The organism is Burkholderia sp. Ac-20365 (assembly GCF_017104715.1).
GTDB lineage: Bacteria > Pseudomonadota > Gammaproteobacteria > Burkholderiales > Burkholderiaceae > Paraburkholderia.
The window spans coordinates 189274-206161 of record NZ_JAAGPI010000011.1; the positions used below are offsets into that span (position 1 = coordinate 189274).

Below are 16888 nucleotides of genomic sequence, written 5' to 3' on the forward strand. Positions count from 1 at the left end.
CGCCATTAGCAGCAAGGGCTATGCCATGCAGTGGGCGCAAGGCTTTCCCGATGCTTGCATACGCCGTTGCACCACGCTGGCGCGAAGCGATGCCCGAAGTTGGTGCGTTGAACCGGGTCGCTCAGGTCGTCCAGAGACGCAGCGGCATCGAATCGACCTGATGCACGATGGGCCGCAGATGCAGCCAGCAGCGAGTCAATGCTTGCTGGAGTGTCTCCATCGAACGGGCGACTGCCCGCACGATCATCACGCCGTCGCACACGCACGAAGCGGCGGCGCGAATCGAGTCGTCGAACGGAAGCTGCGCGGTGAGCGATTCGGCGAGTTCATCGTTGCAGCGCGGGCTGACCGCCCACAACGTGCCGAACGCGGGGAAACCGGCGAGTCCTTGCGGCGCGGCGCGCAGCGGATCGCCAGCGGCGAGCTTCGTGCGCTCGAACCACAATGGCTTACCATCGGCCCCGACGATGCGCGACACGGCGCGCAGATGTCCCGCCGACCACGTTTCGCCCGCCGCCTGCCGGCCGAGTTGCGTCGCGTCCCAGCCGAGCGCGGTGGCGCCTTCGTCGAGTGTCAGCGAGAAGTCGAGCGAAGCATTCGCGTGATCGAAGACGATGTTGTTCTGCGGCAGCCAGTCGAGCTTCGCGTGCGCGCCGACGCGGATGGCGATGTGCTGCTGCGCCTCGCGTCCGTTGGACTTGTACCATTTCGTCGCGCCGGGCGTGGTGAGCACGGCATGCGTGCCGGCATCGAGGCGGATATCGATATCGAGCCGATCACCACCCGCGACGCCACCAGGCGGATGCACGATGACGGCATGACAGACGGACGGCCCTTCGGGATAAAGAGGCCGTTGAAGTCGCAGCGGACCTTCATGCAGCCGATGGGCGAGGGTGGTCCGTTCGCCGTGTTTCGCGAAGCCGAGCTCGAGCCGTGCGCGCCATAGTGCGTGCGACGGATCGATGGTGGCGAGAGTGGTGTGTTGTTCGTGAAGCGACATGCGGCGAGGATAGCAGCTAAAGGGCCTCGCCGTTATACCGCGATCAGCGTGCGCACGCCGTCGTTGTCCATGTTGACGCCTTCGCCGCCCGCGATGATTTCGCCGCGGCTCATGACCCAGTAGCGGTCGGCGATTTCTTTGGCGAAGTCGTAGTATTGCTCGACGAGCAGGACGGTCAGGCCCATTTCTTCTACCAGCTGGCGTAGCGTTCTGCCGATGTCCTGGATGATGGACGGTTGAATGCCTTCTGTCGGTTCATCGAGGATCAATAGCTGCGGTTCGCTCATCAGTGCCCGGCCGATTGCGAGTTGTTGCTGCTGGCCGCCGGAGAGGTCGCCGCCGCGTCTTGCTTTCATGTCCTTCAGGACGGGGAATAGCTCGTAGATGCGGTCCGGGATTTTCTTTGGGGCTTTTTTGCTGGCGGCGCCGACTAGCAGGTTTTCTTCTACCGTGAGTCTCGGGAAGATGTCTCTGCCTTGTGGCACATAGGCTAGTCCTTGCGCTACGCGCGCATGTGGGGCGAGTTTGGTTATGGCTGTGTCGCGCCATTTGATTTCGCCGGTCTTGATGGGGACTACGCCCATTAGCGTTCTTAATAGCGTCGTCTTGCCTACGCCGTTGCGGCCAAGTAATACCGTTAGCTTGCCGTCCGGCACCGTGAGCTTCACATTGCGCAGGATGTGGCTGCCGCCGTAGTACTGGTTCAGGTTTTCTACTTCAAGCATTTTGTGTTTCCTCTTTGCTTCTTTGGCCTGCGGCGGGGTTTGGTTTTGGTTTTGCTGTCGCTGGCATCCGCGATGTGTTTTGCCTGTTTCACGCGTTGCCCCTGTGCGGGGCGGCACCTACTTTTCTTTGCCGCGGCAAAGAAAAGTAGGCAAAAGAAAGCCGCTGAACACCGCCAGCGCTTGTTCCTGCCTGAGGGCCCCCAACAGTTCCTCCACTTCAAACGGCAACCTGCTTTTCACTGCCCGTTACCAACTCCCTTATTGAGCGCCTCACCCGCTTCACGCTCCCGCGTCGCCGCATGCGCGATCAAATCGCTCGCGTTCTATAGCGGCAAACTGTGTGTAGGCTGCCGCGGCGTATGCGCTCCACTCCAGACTGAAAAACACGATCGGTGTCGTAGAAACGCTGACGTGTGAAGCACTACGACCTACACACAGTTTGCCACCTGGGCGGCAGTAACCGTTCGCTGCCGCCGCCAACACTACGGGCGATGGAAGTGGGTGATGCGTTCATTCGAAGCGTTGGCAACGGGCGATGAATTAGCGTGATGTCGTTTGAAGCATAAGAACCTTTGGGGGCCCTCAGGCGGTGGTCAAGAACGGGCGGTGTTAGCCCGCTTTCTTTGCTTACTTTCTTTGCGGCGGCAAAGAAAGTAAGTGCCGCCCCGCACAGGGGCAACGCATGAAGCACCAGTAACCAAACGCGGATGCCAGCGAAACCAAAAGCAAACCACCCCAGCGTCGCAGACAAAAAACCAGATATTCACCGCCCCAGGTAGCTCTCAACCACAGCCGCATCCCGTTTAACATCATCAAGCGTACCTTGAGCAAGCACCCGGCCCTCGGCCATAACAGTGACGCGACCGGCATCGCCAGCCAAAGCAGCAACAAACTCCATATCATGCTCAACAACCATCATCGAGCAGGTCCCACGCAAGTGGTTAAGGAGAGCTGCTAACTCCATAGTCTCATCATCAGTCATGCCAGCCGCAGGCTCATCTAGCAACAAAAGAGCAGGCTGCTGCATCAGCAACATCCCAATCTCGAGCCGTTGCTTCTGCCCATGAGAAAGCTCCCCAGCAGGCCGCCGCGCCTCGCCTTCGAGACGAATCAACGACAATGTCTCTTCAATCCGTGCCTGCGCACCACGATCCAGCCGCGCGCGCAAAGAAGCAAACCAGCCCTTGTCGGTCTTCATCGCAAGCTCGAGGTTCTCCCACACAGGATGCTGCTCGAACACAGTCGGCTTCTGAAACTTGCGACCAATCCCCGCGCGAGCAATAGAAGGCTCGTTCATCCGCGTGAGATCGATGGTCTGCCCGAGAAACACCTTGCCCGAATCAGGCGAAGTCTTTCCGGTAATCACATCCATCATCGTCGTCTTGCCCGCGCCATTCGGACCAATGATGCAACGCAGTTCGCCAACATCAATGGATAACGACAGCGCATTCAACGCGCGAAACCCGTCGAACGAAACGGTCACATCTTCCAGATAAAGAATCGCACCATGCGATGTATCGATCTCGCCAGGCGTCACCGCGCGGCCCATCATCGCTACGCCTGACAACGCGCGGCCATCGTTTTCGTCGGGATGGGAAAGGTCTGGAACCATCGGGTTTTCGTTCATCAACGGTTCCTCCTGCGCGTTACGAGCTCGAATAGCCCCATGATGCCGTTCGGCAGCAGCAGCGGCACGAGCACGAAGATCAGACCCAGGAAGAACAGCCAGTACTCCGCAAAATAAGCCGTGAAAAAGCTCTTCGCACCATTCACCGCAAACGCGCCGATGATCGGCCCGATCAGTGTGCCGCGTCCGCCCACCGCAACCCAGATCGCCATTTCGATCGAGTTGCCCGGCGACATCTCGCCAGGATTGATGATGCCCACCTGCGGCACATACAGCGCGCCCGCAATCCCGCACAGCACCGCCGACACCGTCCAGATGAAGAGCTTGTACGCAAGCGGGCTATAGCCGAGGAACATCAGCCGCGTCTCGCCGTCGCGCACCGCCGTCACGACGCGCCCGAGCTTCGATGTCACGATCGCGCGCGCGCCGATGAACGCGAGCACCAGCACCGCGAACGTCAGAAGAAAGAGCGCGGTCCGCGTGCCGGCATGCGTGATCGGGAAGCCCGCGATCCGCTTGAAATCGGTGAAGCCGTTGTTGCCGCCGAAGCCCGTTTCGTTGCGATAGAAGAGCAGCATCGCAGCGAACGTCATCGCCTGCGTGATGATCGACAGATACACGCCCTTCACGCGCGAGCGGAACGTGAAGAAGCCGAACACCCACGCAAGCACGGCCGGCACCAGTACCACCAGCAGCAGTGCATACGCGAGATGCTGCGTGCCTTCCCAGTACCACGGCAACTGATGCCAGTCGAGAAACACCATGAAGTCGGGCAGGTCGCTGCCGTACTTGCCGTCGTGGCCGATCGCGCGCATCAGGTACATGCCGATCGCGTAGCCGCCAAGCGCAAAGAACAGGCCGTGGCCGAGGCTCAGGATGCCGCAGTAGCCCCACACGAGATCGAGCGCGAGCGCGGCGATTGCGTAGCACATGAATTTGCCCGTGATCGTCATCGCATACGCGGACAGATGGAACGTGCTGGTCTCCGGCAGCACCAGCGCGGAGAACGGCACGCCGAGTCCGATCACGATGATCAGCGCGATCAGGAATTGCCACGCGCGGCGCGACAGCAGGGCAGGGCGCGGCGGCAAGCCGAGCGCGAAGCCCGCGAGGCGTTCGCGCTCGCTCCCGGCTGCGTCGAGCGATTCGACGGACGTGGAAGCGGAAGAAGTCGCGGATGTCATCTCATGCCTCCGCGCTGCGGCCCTTCAGGGCAAACATGCCCTGCGGACGCTTCTGGATGAACAGAACGATCAGCACCAGCACCGCGATTTTCGCGAGCACGGCGCCCCAGAACGGCTCGATAGCCTTGCTGACGAGTCCCAGCCCAAAGCCGCCGATCACCGTACCCGCCAGCTGACCGACGCCGCCCAGCACGACCGCCATGAACGAATCGATGATGTAGCTCTGCCCCAGGTCCGGGCCGACATTGCCGATCTGCGACAGCGCGCAGCCGCCCAGACCCGCGATGCCCGCGCCGAACGCGAACGCATACGAGTCGACATACGCGGTCTTCACGCCGACGCACGCCGCCATGCGGCGATTCTGCGTGACGGCGCGCACGAACAGGCCGAGACGCGTCTTCGTCAGCACCGCCCACGCAATGCCGACGACGATCAGCGAGAACGCGAGAATCGCGAGACGGTTGTACGGCAGGATCAGATTCGGCAGTACCGTGACGCCGCCGCTCATCCACGACGGGTTCACCACCTGCACGTTCTGCGCACCGAAGATCATCCGCGTCGCCTGAATCAGGATCAGGCTCACGCCAAACGTGGTCAGCAGCGTTTCGAGCGGACGTCCATAGAGATGCTTCAGCACGAGCCGCTCGAGCACGATGCCGACCAGCGCCGCCACCACGAACGAAGCGGGCACGGCGATCAGCGGATACCAGTCGAACGCGCCCGGCATGTAGCGCTGCACGAGGTTCTGCACCACATACGTTGCGTATGCACCGATCATCAGGAACTCGCCGTGCGCCATGTTGATCACGCCGATCAGGCCGTATGTGATCGCCAGACCGAGCGCGGCGAGCAGCAGTACGCTGCCGAGCGACAGGCCCGCGAACAGCGTGCCCGCAATCTCGCTGCGGCGCTGGATCGAATCGAGCGCGTCGATGCCCGCCTGCGCGGTCGCGCGCACCTGGTCATCGCTTTCGACGAAGGTGCCGTCCGGCTTCTTCGCGACGAGCGGGCGCAACAGTTCGTACATGTCGAGATCATGTCGCGCGGCGACCAGCTTCACGGCTTCGAGGCGTTTTGTGGCGTCGCTGTCGTGCAGCGCCGTCATCGCCCACAACGTGTCGAGGCGCTTCTTCAACGCCGGGTCGGTTTCCTTCGCACGTGCTGCGTCGATCTGCGGCTTCATCGACGGATCGGGATTTTGCAGCAGCGCGCTGATGGCAGCGGCGCGTTTCGCCGGATCGGTCGAATCGAGTTGCAGGCCTGACAGCGCGCCCGCGACTTTCGAGCGCAACAGGTTGTTCAGCGTGATCGGCTGCGCATCGCCGGCGGCGACGGTTTTGCCCGTCACGGCATCGCGCGCGGTGTCGCCGTCCTGGATCAGCACGGCGCCGTTGTCGGTGGCGAGCGCGCTGTCTTCGGACAGCGCCTTCAGCAGCGCGAGCGACGGCGCGTCGTGATTCGCGATCAGCTTGTCGATGGCCGCGGACTTCGCGTCGAAATCGTCGCCTGCCAGCGGCGCGACTTCTTCCGTCGTCAGTGCATAAGCGCTCACGGGCGCGAGCACGGCAAGCGCGGCGCCGAGCGCGCACGATGCGGCAACCAGACGCGCGCGGGTACTGAGGCCGCGCAGCGTGTCGGCGCAACGGGCCTTGAGCGAAGCGAGCGTGGAGAGTGAGTACGCCATAGTGGTCTTGAGAAGAAAGCCAGCAGGCAGGCGCGCGATGCCCTCGCATCGAAAAAGGGCGGGCGCAAGGGCATCGCGCGCTTGCATTGCGCATGGCATCGATGGCTCGCATCGACGCCATGCTGCGTCAGCCGGTGCGCCGTTCCGCACGGCGCACCGGTGCGTCGTTACGTCATGCCACGCGCGCGCGGCGGCGCAGGAACTCCGGAATCGAGCTGACGACATCCGGCTTGCCCTGGTTGCCCGCGATATACGGGCTCCACGGCTGCGCACGGATTGCCGTCTTGGTCTTCCACACCACGTTGAACTGGCCATCGGCGCGCACTTCACCGATCATCACCGGCTTGTGCAGATGGTGGTTTCCGTCCATCTCGAGCGTGAAGCCCGACGGTGCGGCGAACTTCTGGCCGACCATCGCGACGCGCACCTTGTCGACATCGGTGCTCTTCGCTTTTTCGACAGCCTGCTTCCACATATGGATACCGACATAGGTCGCTTCCATCGGGTCATTGGTTACGCGCTTCGTGCCGCCCGGCAGGTTTTGCGACTTGACCCACTCGGCCCACTGTTCCTTGAACTTCGTGTTCGACGGACCCTTCACCGACATGAAGTAGTTCCATGCCGCGAGGTTGCCGACCAGCGGCTTCGTGTCGATGCCGCGCAGTTCTTCTTCACCGACCGAGAATGCCACCACGGGCACATCCGTCGCCTTCAGCCCCTGGTTGCCCAGTTCCTTGTAGAACGGCACGTTCGAGTCGCCGTTCACCGTCGAGATCACGCAGGTTTTGCCGCCTTGCGAGAAAGTCTTGATGCTCGCGACGATGGTCTGATAGTCGCTGTGGCCAAACGGCGTGTAGACCTCCTGGATGTCGGTTTCGGCGACACCTTTCGACTTGAGGAAGGCGCGCAGAATCTTGTTGGTCGTACGTGGATACACATAGTCGGTACCGAGCAGGAAGAAGCGCTTGGCGCCGCCGCCTTCGGCGCTCATCAGGTATTCGGTGGCGGGGATCGCCTGCTGGTTCGGCGCCGCGCCCGTGTAGAACACGTTGCGCGACATCTCTTCGCCTTCGTACTGCACCGGGTAGAACAGCAGGCCGTTCAGTTCCTCGAATACGGGCAGCACCGATTTGCGCGAGACCGACGTCCAGCAGCCGAACACACACGCGACCTTGTCCTGCGTCAGCAGACCGCGAGCCTTCTCGGCGAACAGCGGCCAGTTCGATGCGGGATCGACCACGACGGGCTCGAGCTTGCGGCCCATCACGCCGCCGCTCGCGTTGATCTCGGCGATCGTCATCAGGGCGGTGTCTTTCAGCGACGTCTCCGAGATGGCCATCGTGCCCGACAGGGAGTGCAGGATGCCGACCTTGATCGGGCCACTGTTCGACTGGGCATGCGCGAAAGGAACCTTGCCCGCGAGCGCGAGCGCGCCCGACATGGAGCCGAGCTTCAGCAGACTGCGACGTTTCATGTGCTTCCCCTTGCCTTAGATGGATGGTGAGTGGCGGACGAACGGCGTGCGTCCAATCCTTGTTTTGCGTTGTGTGTGCAGGCGCTTGCCGGGCCGGATACTGCAAGGCATGTGCCAACTTTGCGGCAGGCGCTTCAATACACGCTTTGCTTGCTGCAAAGCGGCTTGCTGGCGGTGCGGCAACCTGTGGCGTTATGCGCTTTGAGCGCGAAAGCGGTGCACCAGAACGGAGTTCGCCTCGTTCAGGTGCGCGCCGCGCTGCAACGGAGCGTGCGCGGCGATTCCTCATATTTCCGGGCGCGACAGCGGTGCATTGCCGCTGCGCTGTTGTGCATCAATAAGTGGACGGCAGTAGCGAACTCGTCTGCACGGTCGCAGAGGAGCTGGACGGGAAGGCAGATGTGAAAACGGCGCACGGGTGAATGGCCCGTGCGCCGTTATTGTTGTCCTGCGGTTCGTGAGTGTCGCGTCGATCAGAACGCTACGTAAGGGCCCATCTGCGTGCCGGCCTGCACGCCGCTCAATGCCGTGTAGACGTTGCGTCCATAGAAGAACGGCAGGCCCCAGATGAATATCGCGGAAGCGGGCGCACCGAGGTTGTCATGCGCGGCATAGCCGAGATCGAACAGGCTCTGGGCATTCGCTATCGAAAAGCCGATGGACGATTGGACGTTGCCCGCATTCGACATCATCGTCGCGCTCAGACTCTGCAAGGTGGCGGGCATGTACCAGCCGGACAGCACGGGCAGCGTGCTGTCCGGAAAGAACAGCCCGTTCGACCCGCTGTCCACGATGCTGGTCATCGTCCTGTCCTTGTAGTCCGACGTGAACGCGCCGCGATCCGAGACGGCGAGGAAGGTCGGCCACGACGGCAACGCATTGTTGCCGCGCGTGCCGATGCCGAACACCAGTTCTCCCGTGACGCTTGCCCGGCCCGTTGGCGGCAGCATCGGCAGACGGATGATCGTGCCGTTGTTGTCGGTCGCGAAGGCAGCGACGGGGTTGGCCGTCTGCCGGTCGAGCGGCACGCGTGCGGCCGTGCAGGAAGACGGCGTCGGGCAGTAGTAGTAAGTGGCCGGGAGCGCGTAGCGCGCGGCATCGGGATAGTCCTGCGCCAGATGCCCGATCCCGACGATGCCGTTCGCGCCGAGCGCTGCGACTGTGTTCAATCCCGCGCCGCGCGAACTGCAGTCGGTGGGCGTCGTCGCGAATACGCTGTCGCCGATCAACTGGACGGGAATGCCGCTCGCCGTTTTCTTGCCGATCGTGACGTCGGCGGCGCGCGTCGAGCCCCACGTGTAGCCCGATGCGAAGAGCGCGCATTGCGCAATCGCAGCCTTGCCCGTCGAATCGTTGCTGGCGCCCGTCTGCAGCGGCAACCTGTCGCCGAACGCCGCGCCTAGCGCCGATGCGATCACGCGCACGCCGACCGAGCCGGTGTCGAGCAGCATGTGATCGACGCTCGTGCATTGCGAAGCGTCCTGCTTGCCGGGCACGCAGAATGTGACGCTGACATACGGCATGTTCACGACCCGGCCGACATTGCTGTCGATGACGATCGGGACCGTGTTGTCCGCGGCCTGGACGGGCGATGGGGTGTCGTTGCCGCCCGTTGTGCCTGTCCCGCTTGCGGGGTCGACGCCGGCAGGCGTGCTGGCTGCTGCGGGGGGGCTTGCTGGCGTCTCCGGGGTCAATCCAGACGGGCTGCTTGCAGGCGTATCCTGCGTGTTCGCTGGTTTGGCGGGAGAGATGTTGCTGACGGGAGCACCGTTACCACTACCGCCATTGTCGCTGCCACCGCCGCCGCACGCCGTGATCGCGACGCTCGCCGCGATCAGCGCGGCAAGGAGTGTGTTATCGGGAAAAAGGCGTTTCATTGCAGCGCCTCCACCTTCACATCCGCGGGCACGAGTCGCGGCACATAGGCCCGGCCCGCGAATACGCCCTGATGTCCGAACGACTCGATCTGCAATTCGCCATCGCGTGCGATCAACGGACCCGTGCCACGCGCGACGCGCTGACCTGCCGCGACCAGGTTCGGAAAGTAGCTGCCGAGCAGCGCCTGCATATCGGGCTGCGTTGGGCCTTGCCACGTGAGCGCGAACACGATATTCGACGACGTCGCGTATTCGCGGATCGTGACGCCCTCAGCGCTTTGCGATTCGTGGATGGTGTACGGCGCCGCGGACGTCGCGCCGGATGATGCGGCACGCAGCGCGGGCTGCGGCGTGTGGGTATCCGCTGACGGCGCTGCGCCGAGCGTCGCGTAGCAGACGATGGGCGACAGCAACACCAGCGTCGCTACGATCCTGATCGTTTTCATACAGTCATGCCCCGGAAAGGAAACACGCTATGGTGGTCGATCGATGATCAGGATGGCGTAGTAATGCGCTGAACGTGTGCCTGAAAATTCCGAAACGGTGAAGGAAACAGCTGACGTGTGCTGCTCTGCTCAACACGCACAAAGGACGCACAAACAAAAACGCGCCGGTTTTCACCGGCGCGTCGGATGCTGCAGCGTAAAGCGAAGAACGCTCAGTAAGTCGGCACGGAAGGGTCGACCTGACGCGACCACGCGTCGATGCCGCCGTACAGGTTGAACACGTCCTTGTGGCCGCGCGATTCGAGGAACATCGCGACCTGCGCGCTGCGTGCGCCGTGATGGCAGATGCAGACGATCTGCACGTCATCGTCGAGTTCTTCGCTGCGCGCAGGAATCTCGCGCATCGGAATCGACACGCTGCCAGCGATCTTCGCCGTTTCGATTTCCCACGGTTCGCGCACGTCGAGCAGCACGGGGGTGGGGCGCGATTTATCGGCGAGCCATTCGGCGAGGGCGGAAGCGGTCAGGTTTTGCATCGTCGGTCTCGGGTAGTGCCTGGAGATAGTGCTTAGAACTTGAAACGCGGTGCGTGCACGGCGTTTTGCAGCGGTTCGACGTAGGTTTCGAACACGTCGGCGATACGGAACTGCTTCTCGTCGACGCGCGTGATGATCTGCGCCTTCATGACAGGCGCCGTGCCGACGAATGCAGCAAGACGGCCGCCCACTTTCAGATGCTCGAGGATTTCCTGCGGCAGCACGGGCAGGCCGCCCGACACGCAGATCACGTCGTACGGCGCCGCTGCGCCCCAGCCGCGCGCGCCGTCGCCCGTTGCGACTTCGGCGTTCAGCACGCCGTTTGCCGCCAGGTTCGCCTTAGCCAGTTCGGCCAGTTCCGGTTCGATATCGATGGTGAGCACGTGCTGTGCGCGGTGCGCGAGCAGCGCGGCCATGTAGCCCGAACCTGCGCCGATCTCCAGCACGCTTTCGTGCTTCTTCACCGCCAGTTCCTGCAGCACGCGAGCCTCGATGCGCGGCGCGAGCATATGCTGGCCGGCGGGCAACGGAACTTCGAAATCGACGAACGCCAGCTCGCGGTAGGCGGCGGGCACGAAGTTCTCACGCTTGACGATCGACAGCAGATTCAGCACGTCCTGGTCTAGCACTTCCCACGGACGGATTTGCTGTTCAATCATGTTGAAACGCGCTTGCTCGATGTTCATGATCAGTTCGGCGGTGTGGTTGAGACGCGGGCAGCGGGATGCACCGGATGTATTGAGGGGACCACTGCTCCCGCTATTCGTTAACTTGAGAATTGTACCAAAGCGCGCGCCGATGACGGTGTCTCGCGGGCAGGTTGACTGCAGGCGCGTGGTTTTCCATTGTGCAGTGCGGCTCGGTGAAAGTCCCTACGCGATCGGGCTTGCGATTCCTGCCTGTGTCGACCAAAAATGTAATCGATTACATTTTGAGGGCCAAAGCCGGTGGACAAACCGTCCCAGCGTGACCTGCGAGCGACGACATCTGGCGCGGCCGAGCCTGCTCAGGACGGCCCGGCGCGGGGCGCAGCGGAAGGTCTCTCGATTGCCGGCGTGGCCGAGCAGGCGGGCGTATCGGTGGCGACGGTGTCGCGCGTGCTGAACGGGCATTCGAACGTGCGCCCCGCAACGCGCGACAAAGTGCTCGCGGCGGTGGCGACGAGCGGCTACCGCGTCAACGAACTCGCGCGCAATCTGCGCACGGCCGAAAGCCGCCTGTTGCTGACGATGGTGCCCGACGTCGGCAACCCGTTTTATGCAGAAGTGATTCGCGGCATCGATACGGTGGCGCGCCAGCATGGCTACTTCATGTTGCTGTGCGATACGGGCGCCGACGCGGGCCGCGAGCGCAGCTACTTCGATCTGCTGCGCCGCCGCCGCGCGGACGGCGCGATCTGTCTCGATCCGGCGACGGTGCAGCAGGCATTGGCCGAGGAATCGAATGCGTTGCCGTGGGTTGCGTGCTGCGAGTTCGATTCGTCGGTGGGCGTGCCGTATGTCGGTATCGACAACTATCGCGCGGCGGGCGACGCGGTGCGCCATCTGCTCGCGCGCGGCCACCGGCGCATCGCGCTGATCAATTCCGACGATCACTATCTGTACGCGCAGCAGCGCCAGCAAGGCTATCTCGATGCTTTGCGCGACGCGGGCCTTGCTGTTGACGAACGCTGGCGTCTGAATGTGAACAGTCTCGACTATGAAGCGGGCGCATCGGCGGCCGCGTTGCTGATGACACACGCCGATGCGCCGACGGCCATCTTTGCCGTATCGGACACGCTTGCGATCGGTGTGATCGCGGGCTTGCGCAGCGTCGGCAAGCGCGTGCCCGACGATGTCGCCGTGGTGGGCTTCGACGATATCTCGCTTGCCGCGCAGATCGATCCGCCGTTGACGACGATCGCGCAGCCGATGCACGAGCTTGGCGAAACGGCTGCGCGCCTGTTGCTGCAGCGTCTCGCGAATCCGCTTGAGAACGTGCCGGGCGTGTTGCTGCCGCATCGGCTCGTGGTCAGACAGAGCGCCTGAGAGGAAACCCGCGATGAGCCTCGCCGTGCGATTCGACGATATCCGCAAAGACTTCGGACCGGTGCGCGTGCTGCATGGCGTGAGCTTCGATCTGGCGCCCGGACGCATCTATGGTTTGCTCGGCGAGAACGGCGCGGGCAAATCGACGCTGATGAAAATTCTCGCGGGCTACGAGTCGGCCACGGAAGGAACCGTGCTGATCGATGGGCAAGCGCAGCGCTTCGACGGTTCGCGCGATGCGGAAGCCGCGGGCATCGTGCTGATTCACCAGGAGTTCAATCTCGCCGAGCATCTGACGATCGCGCAGAACATGTACCTCGGCCACGAGAAGCGCAAGGGCCTGTTCGTCGACGACACGGCGATGCGCAACGAGGCGAAGCGCTATCTGGAGCAGGTCGGTTTGCACAAGCATCCCGATACGAAGGTGCGCGATCTGATCGTCGCGGAAAAGCAGATGGTGGAGATCGCGAAGGCGCTGTCGCGGCGCGCGCGGCTGCTCATCATGGACGAGCCCACGGCGACGCTGACACCATCCGAAACCGAGCGCCTCTTTGCGCTGATGACGAAGCTGAAGGCCGATGGCGTGACCATCGTCTACATCTCGCACAAGCTCGATGAAGTCGAGCACATCACCGACGAAGTGATCGTGATGCGCGACGGCCGCTTCGTCGCGCGCAGCGAGACGGCGTTGCTCGCGCGTCAGCAGATGGCGAACCTGATGGTCGGCCGCGAACTGTCCGACATGTTCCCCGACAAGGCGCCGCCATCGGACGATGCACCCATCGCGTTGAAGGTGCGGCACCTGAGCGTGCCCGAGTGGGTCGACGATCTGAGCTTCGAGGTGCGTGCGGGAGAAGTGTTTGGCTTCGCGGGCCTCGTGGGCGCGGGTCGCACGGAAGCCTTCGAGGCGATCATCGGCTTGCGCGCGCGCACATCGGGCGAGATCGAAATCGCGGGGCGCAAGGCGGAACTGCACAGTCCGCGCGATGCGATGCGCCGTGGCCTCACGTATCTGAGCGAGGATCGCAAGGGCAAGGGCTTGCATGTGAACCTGAGCCTGCAGGACAACCTGACGCTGATGACGCTCGAACGTTACGCGCATCCGTTGCTCGACATCAAGGCGGGGCGCGATGCGCTCACGCGTGCCGTGCGCGAGTTCGGCATCCGCACAGGCGATTTGAGCAGCCGCGCGCGCATGTTGTCGGGCGGCAACCAGCAGAAGCTTGCGCTCGCGAAGTTCCTGCAGCCGAACCCTGACGTGATCGTGCTCGACGAGCCGACGCGCGGCGTCGATATCGGGGCGAAGCGCGACATCTATTTTCTGATTCACCGGCTGGCCGCCGAAGGGCGCGCTGTCGTTGTCGTCTCATCCGAACTGATCGAGCTGATCGGGCTGTGTCATCGCGTCGCCGTGATGCGCGCGGGGCGACTGCAGGCGACGCTCGGCCTCGACCATCTGACCGAAGAGGAGTTGATCGCTCATGCGACCGGCACACACTGACACTGCGCCGGCGGGGCGCGCGATGCGGATAGCCCATCGGTTGCATGGGTTGGGGCCGCTGGCGGGCCTGATCGTGTTGTGCATTGCGGGGACGTTGCTGAACCGCGATTTCGCGACCGTCGACAACATGATGAACGTGCTGACGCGCACGTCGTTCATCGGGATCATTGCGGTTGGGATGACGTTCGTGATTATTTCGGGCGGCATTGATCTTTCTGTTGGGTCGATGGCGGCGTTGATTGCGGGGATCATGATCTGGTTGATGAATGCGCTTGCTGCAGCACATGGGTTGGCGCCTTTGACTATTGTGCTGATCGGCATTGCCAGTGCGTTTGTTCTCGGCGGCGTGTTTGGTTGCGCGCATGGGTTGCTGATTACGAAAGGTCGTATCGAGCCTTTTATCGTCACGCTTGGGACGCTCGGGATATTTCGAGCCGTGTTGACGTGGCTTGCCGACGGTGGTGCGCTGACGCTCGACAACAACCTGTCCGATCTTTATGGGCCTGTGTATTACGCGAGTCTGTTTGGTGTGCCTGTGCCGATATGGGTGTTTCTTGTTGTTGCCGCTGGCGGCGCCTTGATCCTGAATCGCACGGCGTTTGGGCGGCATGTGCAGGCTATTGGCTCCAATGAGCAGGTGTCGCGGTATGCAGCGATTCGCGTTGATACTGTGAAGATTGTGACCTACGTGTTGCTTGGGATTTGCGTTGGTGTGGCCACTGTTCTTTATGTGCCGAGGCTTGGGTCTGCGACGCCGACTACTGGTTTGTTGTGGGAGCTGGAAGCTATCGCTGCTGTTGTTGTGGGTGGTACCGCGCTCAAGGGCGGTGAGGGTCGTGTTGTTGGTACCGTTATTGGGGCGATCCTGCTTTCTGTGATTGCCAATATTCTTAACCTCACTAGCATTATTAGTGTTTATCTGAATGCTGCTGTGCAGGGTGTTGTGATTATTGTGGTCGCGTTTTTGCAGCGAGGGAGACGGTGAGTATTTTGCCTGGGCGGCGGCGGGGTGGGGTGCTTTTGTTTTGTGCTGGCATCCGCGGTTTGTTAGTGGTTCTTCAGGCGTTGCCCCTGTGCGGGGCGGCACCTACTTTTCTTTGCCGCGGCAAAGAAAAGTAGGCAAAAGAAAGCCGCTAACACCGCAATTGCTAGTCCTTGCCTGAGGGCCCCCAAAGGTTCTTATGCTTCACACGAAATCACCCCGATTCGTCGCCCGTTGCCAACGCTCTGCATAAACGCATCACCCGCTTCAAGCACCCGTAGAGCAGCGAGCGGCAGCGAATGGTTACCGCCGCCCAGGTGGCAAACTGTGTGTAGGTTGTCGCAGCGTACGCGTTGGCGCTCCTACAAGAAACACCGCTCTGTTTTTCAGTCCGGAGTGGTGCATGTGGAGTGCGAAAGCCTACACACAGTTTGCCGCTATAGAGCGTGTGAGATTTGATCGCGCTAGCGGCGACGCGGGAGGGCGAAGCGGGTGAGGCGCCGGTGCGGAGCGTTGGCAACGAGCGAGGACTGAGAGGCTGTCGCATGAAGGAGAGGACCTGCTGGGGGCCCTCAGGCAGTAACAAGAGCTTGCGGTGTTAGCCCGCTTTCTTTGCTTACTTTCTTTGCGGCGGCAAAGAAAGTAAGTGCCGCCCCGCACAGGGGCAACGCGTGAATTGGCAAGACATATCGCGGATGCCAGCGACACCAAAAGCAAACCACACAGAACACAAACGAGCACCAACGAGCACCAAAGAGAGTTCCACCACCGAAAAGCAAGTCACAATCAGGAGAAGGAGACATAGCCATGAAGCAGATCATGAAAGCGATCGCAGCGGGCATGCTAACGCTAGGCATAGCGACCCTAACCACCACCCCGGCACGCGCAGATGAAAAAGTAACCTTAGGCGTAGCCATCCCGACCGCCGATCACGGCTTCACAGGCGGCATCGTCTGGTGGGCGAACAAAGCAAAAGCGGATCTGGAAAAAGCCCACCCCGATCTGAAAGTGATCGTCAAAACAGCAGCCAACGCGCCGGAACAGGCGAACCAGCTGCAAGATCTGGTGACCGTCAACAAGATCAACGCACTCGTCATCTTCCCGTACGAATCAGCATCGCTCACACAACCCGTCGCGCAGGTGAAGAAAAAGGGCGTCTACGTAACGGTGGTCGACCGAGGCCTCACAGATACCAGCGCGCAAGACGCCTACGTCGCTGGCGATAACACCGCCTTCGGCAAAATCCCCGCCGAATACCTTGCAAAAGCACTCGACGGCAAAGGCGATATCGTCGCATTGCGCGGCATCCCAACGACGCTCGACAACGAACGCTGGACCGCCTTCACCGGCGTGCTGAAAAACTATCCGAACATCAAGATCCTCGACGCGAAATACGCAAACTGGAACCGTGACGACGCGTTCAAGGTGATGCAGGATTACCTCACGCGCTTCAAGCACATCGACGCCGTCTGGGCCGCCGACGACGACATGGCCGTCGGCGTAATCAAGGCAATCGATCAGGCCAAACGCACCGACATCAAGATCGTGTTCGGCGGCGCAGGCTCGAAAGGCATGGTGAAGATCGTGATGGACGGCGCGCCGCTCATCAAGGCCGATGTGTCGTATTCGCCGAAGTTCATCTACGACGCCATCAAGCTGACAGCAGAAGCACGCCTCAAAGGCGACAAGCTGCCCGCAACGACGATCATTCCTTCCGTGCTCATCACGAAGGAGAACGCGAAAGAGTTCTACTTCCCGGAATCGCCGTTCTGATTGCGCGCGCTGCGCTTCGTGGCGTCATGCACGAAGCGCAGCGCTTTCTCCG

Annotated in this window: 14 protein-coding genes; 4 read left to right on the top strand and 10 right to left on the bottom strand. The window is 62.0% G+C overall.

The features are described 5' to 3' along the window. Positions 1 to 121 precede the first annotated feature (121 nt). The 10 genes from G3O01_RS21005 to G3O01_RS21050 form a co-directional block, all read right to left on the bottom strand. Positions 122 to 1000 carry an urease accessory protein UreD gene (locus tag G3O01_RS21005; RefSeq protein ID WP_205807051.1) on the bottom strand — a complete coding sequence of 293 codons (879 nt, stop codon included), beginning with the start codon at positions 998 to 1000 and terminating at the stop codon, positions 122 to 124. 32 nt (positions 1001 to 1032) lie between these two features. Continuing rightward, positions 1033 to 1725, bottom strand: coding sequence for an urea ABC transporter ATP-binding subunit UrtE (urtE, locus tag G3O01_RS21010; RefSeq protein WP_109478976.1), 693 nt, complete (start codon positions 1723 to 1725; stop codon positions 1033 to 1035). 763 nt (positions 1726 to 2488) lie between these two features. Next, complete coding sequence (gene urtD, locus G3O01_RS21015; RefSeq protein ID WP_205807052.1) at positions 2489 to 3352, bottom strand: urea ABC transporter ATP-binding protein UrtD; 864 nt, start codon at positions 3350 to 3352, stop codon at positions 2489 to 2491. Continuing rightward, complete coding sequence (gene urtC, locus G3O01_RS21020) at positions 3352 to 4536, bottom strand: urea ABC transporter permease subunit UrtC (RefSeq protein ID WP_205807053.1); 1185 nt, start codon at positions 4534 to 4536, stop codon at positions 3352 to 3354. Before urtC ends, urtD begins: the two co-directional genes overlap by 1 nt. Position 4537: 1 nt before the next feature. Beyond that, positions 4538 to 6220, bottom strand: coding sequence for an urea ABC transporter permease subunit UrtB (urtB, locus tag G3O01_RS21025; protein WP_205807054.1), 1683 nt, complete (start codon positions 6218 to 6220; stop codon positions 4538 to 4540). A gap of 172 nt (positions 6221 to 6392) precedes the next feature. Next, positions 6393 to 7694 carry an urea ABC transporter substrate-binding protein gene (gene urtA, locus G3O01_RS21030; protein WP_205807055.1) on the bottom strand — a complete coding sequence of 434 codons (1302 nt, stop codon included), beginning with the start codon at positions 7692 to 7694 and terminating at the stop codon, positions 6393 to 6395. Between the two features lie 473 nt (positions 7695 to 8167). Then, complete coding sequence (locus G3O01_RS21035; protein ID WP_205807056.1) at positions 8168 to 9571, bottom strand: DUF3443 domain-containing protein; 1404 nt, start codon at positions 9569 to 9571, stop codon at positions 8168 to 8170. Continuing rightward, complete coding sequence (locus G3O01_RS21040) at positions 9568 to 10017, bottom strand: DUF2844 domain-containing protein (protein WP_205807057.1); 450 nt, start codon at positions 10015 to 10017, stop codon at positions 9568 to 9570. The genes G3O01_RS21035 and G3O01_RS21040 overlap by 4 nt, the downstream gene beginning before the upstream one ends. A 212-nt stretch (positions 10018 to 10229) precedes the next feature. Further along, positions 10230 to 10553 carry a rhodanese-like domain-containing protein gene (locus tag G3O01_RS21045; protein ID WP_205807058.1) on the bottom strand — a complete coding sequence of 108 codons (324 nt, stop codon included), beginning with the start codon at positions 10551 to 10553 and terminating at the stop codon, positions 10230 to 10232. 32 nt (positions 10554 to 10585) lie between these two features. Beyond that, the gene (locus G3O01_RS21050; RefSeq protein WP_205807059.1) at positions 10586 to 11239 is read right to left on the bottom strand and encodes a protein-L-isoaspartate O-methyltransferase; all 654 of its coding nucleotides are present in this window, start codon (positions 11237 to 11239) and stop codon (positions 10586 to 10588) included. 285 nt (positions 11240 to 11524) lie between these two features. On the opposite strand from G3O01_RS21050, the gene G3O01_RS21055 reads away from it, so the two are divergent. The 4 genes from G3O01_RS21055 (at position 11525) to G3O01_RS21070 (ending at position 16836) form a co-directional block, all read left to right on the top strand. Further along, a complete protein-coding gene (locus tag G3O01_RS21055) occupies positions 11525 to 12580 on the top strand; it encodes a LacI family DNA-binding transcriptional regulator (protein WP_241024140.1) in 1056 nt (351 codons plus the stop codon). Positions 12581 to 12593: 13 nt separating this feature from the next. After that, positions 12594 to 14081: a sugar ABC transporter ATP-binding protein gene (locus G3O01_RS21060; protein WP_205807061.1), complete on the top strand. Its 1488-nt coding sequence runs from the start codon at positions 12594 to 12596 to the stop codon at positions 14079 to 14081. After that, entirely contained in the window at positions 14062 to 15066 is a 1005-nt protein-coding gene (locus G3O01_RS21065; protein ID WP_205807062.1) for an ABC transporter permease, read from the top strand. The genes G3O01_RS21060 and G3O01_RS21065 overlap by 20 nt, the downstream gene beginning before the upstream one ends. A gap of 804 nt (positions 15067 to 15870) precedes the next feature. Then, positions 15871 to 16836 carry a substrate-binding domain-containing protein gene (locus G3O01_RS21070; protein ID WP_205807063.1) on the top strand — a complete coding sequence of 322 codons (966 nt, stop codon included), beginning with the start codon at positions 15871 to 15873 and terminating at the stop codon, positions 16834 to 16836. The last annotated feature ends 52 nt before the right edge of the window (positions 16837 to 16888 follow it).

Bases quoted from the DNA above. Each gene is read 5' to 3' on its own strand.
- urtE (WP_109478976.1), bottom strand. From the start codon at position 1,725: ATGCTTGAAGTAGAAAACCTGAACCAGTACTACGGCGGCAGCCACATC.
- urtD (WP_205807052.1), bottom strand. From the start codon at position 3,352: ATGAACGAAAACCCGATGGTTCCAGACCTTTCCCATCCCGACGAAAAC.
- G3O01_RS21070 (WP_205807063.1), top strand. From the start codon at position 15,871: ATGAAGCAGATCATGAAAGCGATCGCAGCGGGCATGCTAACGCTAGGC.
- urtB (WP_205807054.1), bottom strand. From the start codon at position 6,220: ATGGCGTACTCACTCTCCACGCTCGCTTCGCTCAAGGCCCGTTGCGCC.
- urtA (WP_205807055.1), bottom strand. From the start codon at position 7,694: ATGAAACGTCGCAGTCTGCTGAAGCTCGGCTCCATGTCGGGCGCGCTC.
- urtC (WP_205807053.1), bottom strand. From the start codon at position 4,536: ATGACATCCGCGACTTCTTCCGCTTCCACGTCCGTCGAATCGCTCGAC.
- G3O01_RS21035 (WP_205807056.1), bottom strand. From the start codon at position 9,571: ATGAAACGCCTTTTTCCCGATAACACACTCCTTGCCGCGCTGATCGCG.
- G3O01_RS21040 (WP_205807057.1), bottom strand. From the start codon at position 10,017: ATGAAAACGATCAGGATCGTAGCGACGCTGGTGTTGCTGTCGCCCATC.
- G3O01_RS21005 (WP_205807051.1), bottom strand. From the start codon at position 1,000: ATGTCGCTTCACGAACAACACACCACTCTCGCCACCATCGATCCGTCG.
- G3O01_RS21045 (WP_205807058.1), bottom strand. From the start codon at position 10,553: ATGCAAAACCTGACCGCTTCCGCCCTCGCCGAATGGCTCGCCGATAAA.
- G3O01_RS21050 (WP_205807059.1), bottom strand. From the start codon at position 11,239: ATGAACATCGAGCAAGCGCGTTTCAACATGATTGAACAGCAAATCCGT.
- G3O01_RS21060 (WP_205807061.1), top strand. From the start codon at position 12,594: ATGAGCCTCGCCGTGCGATTCGACGATATCCGCAAAGACTTCGGACCG.
- G3O01_RS21065 (WP_205807062.1), top strand. From the start codon at position 14,062: ATGCGACCGGCACACACTGACACTGCGCCGGCGGGGCGCGCGATGCGG.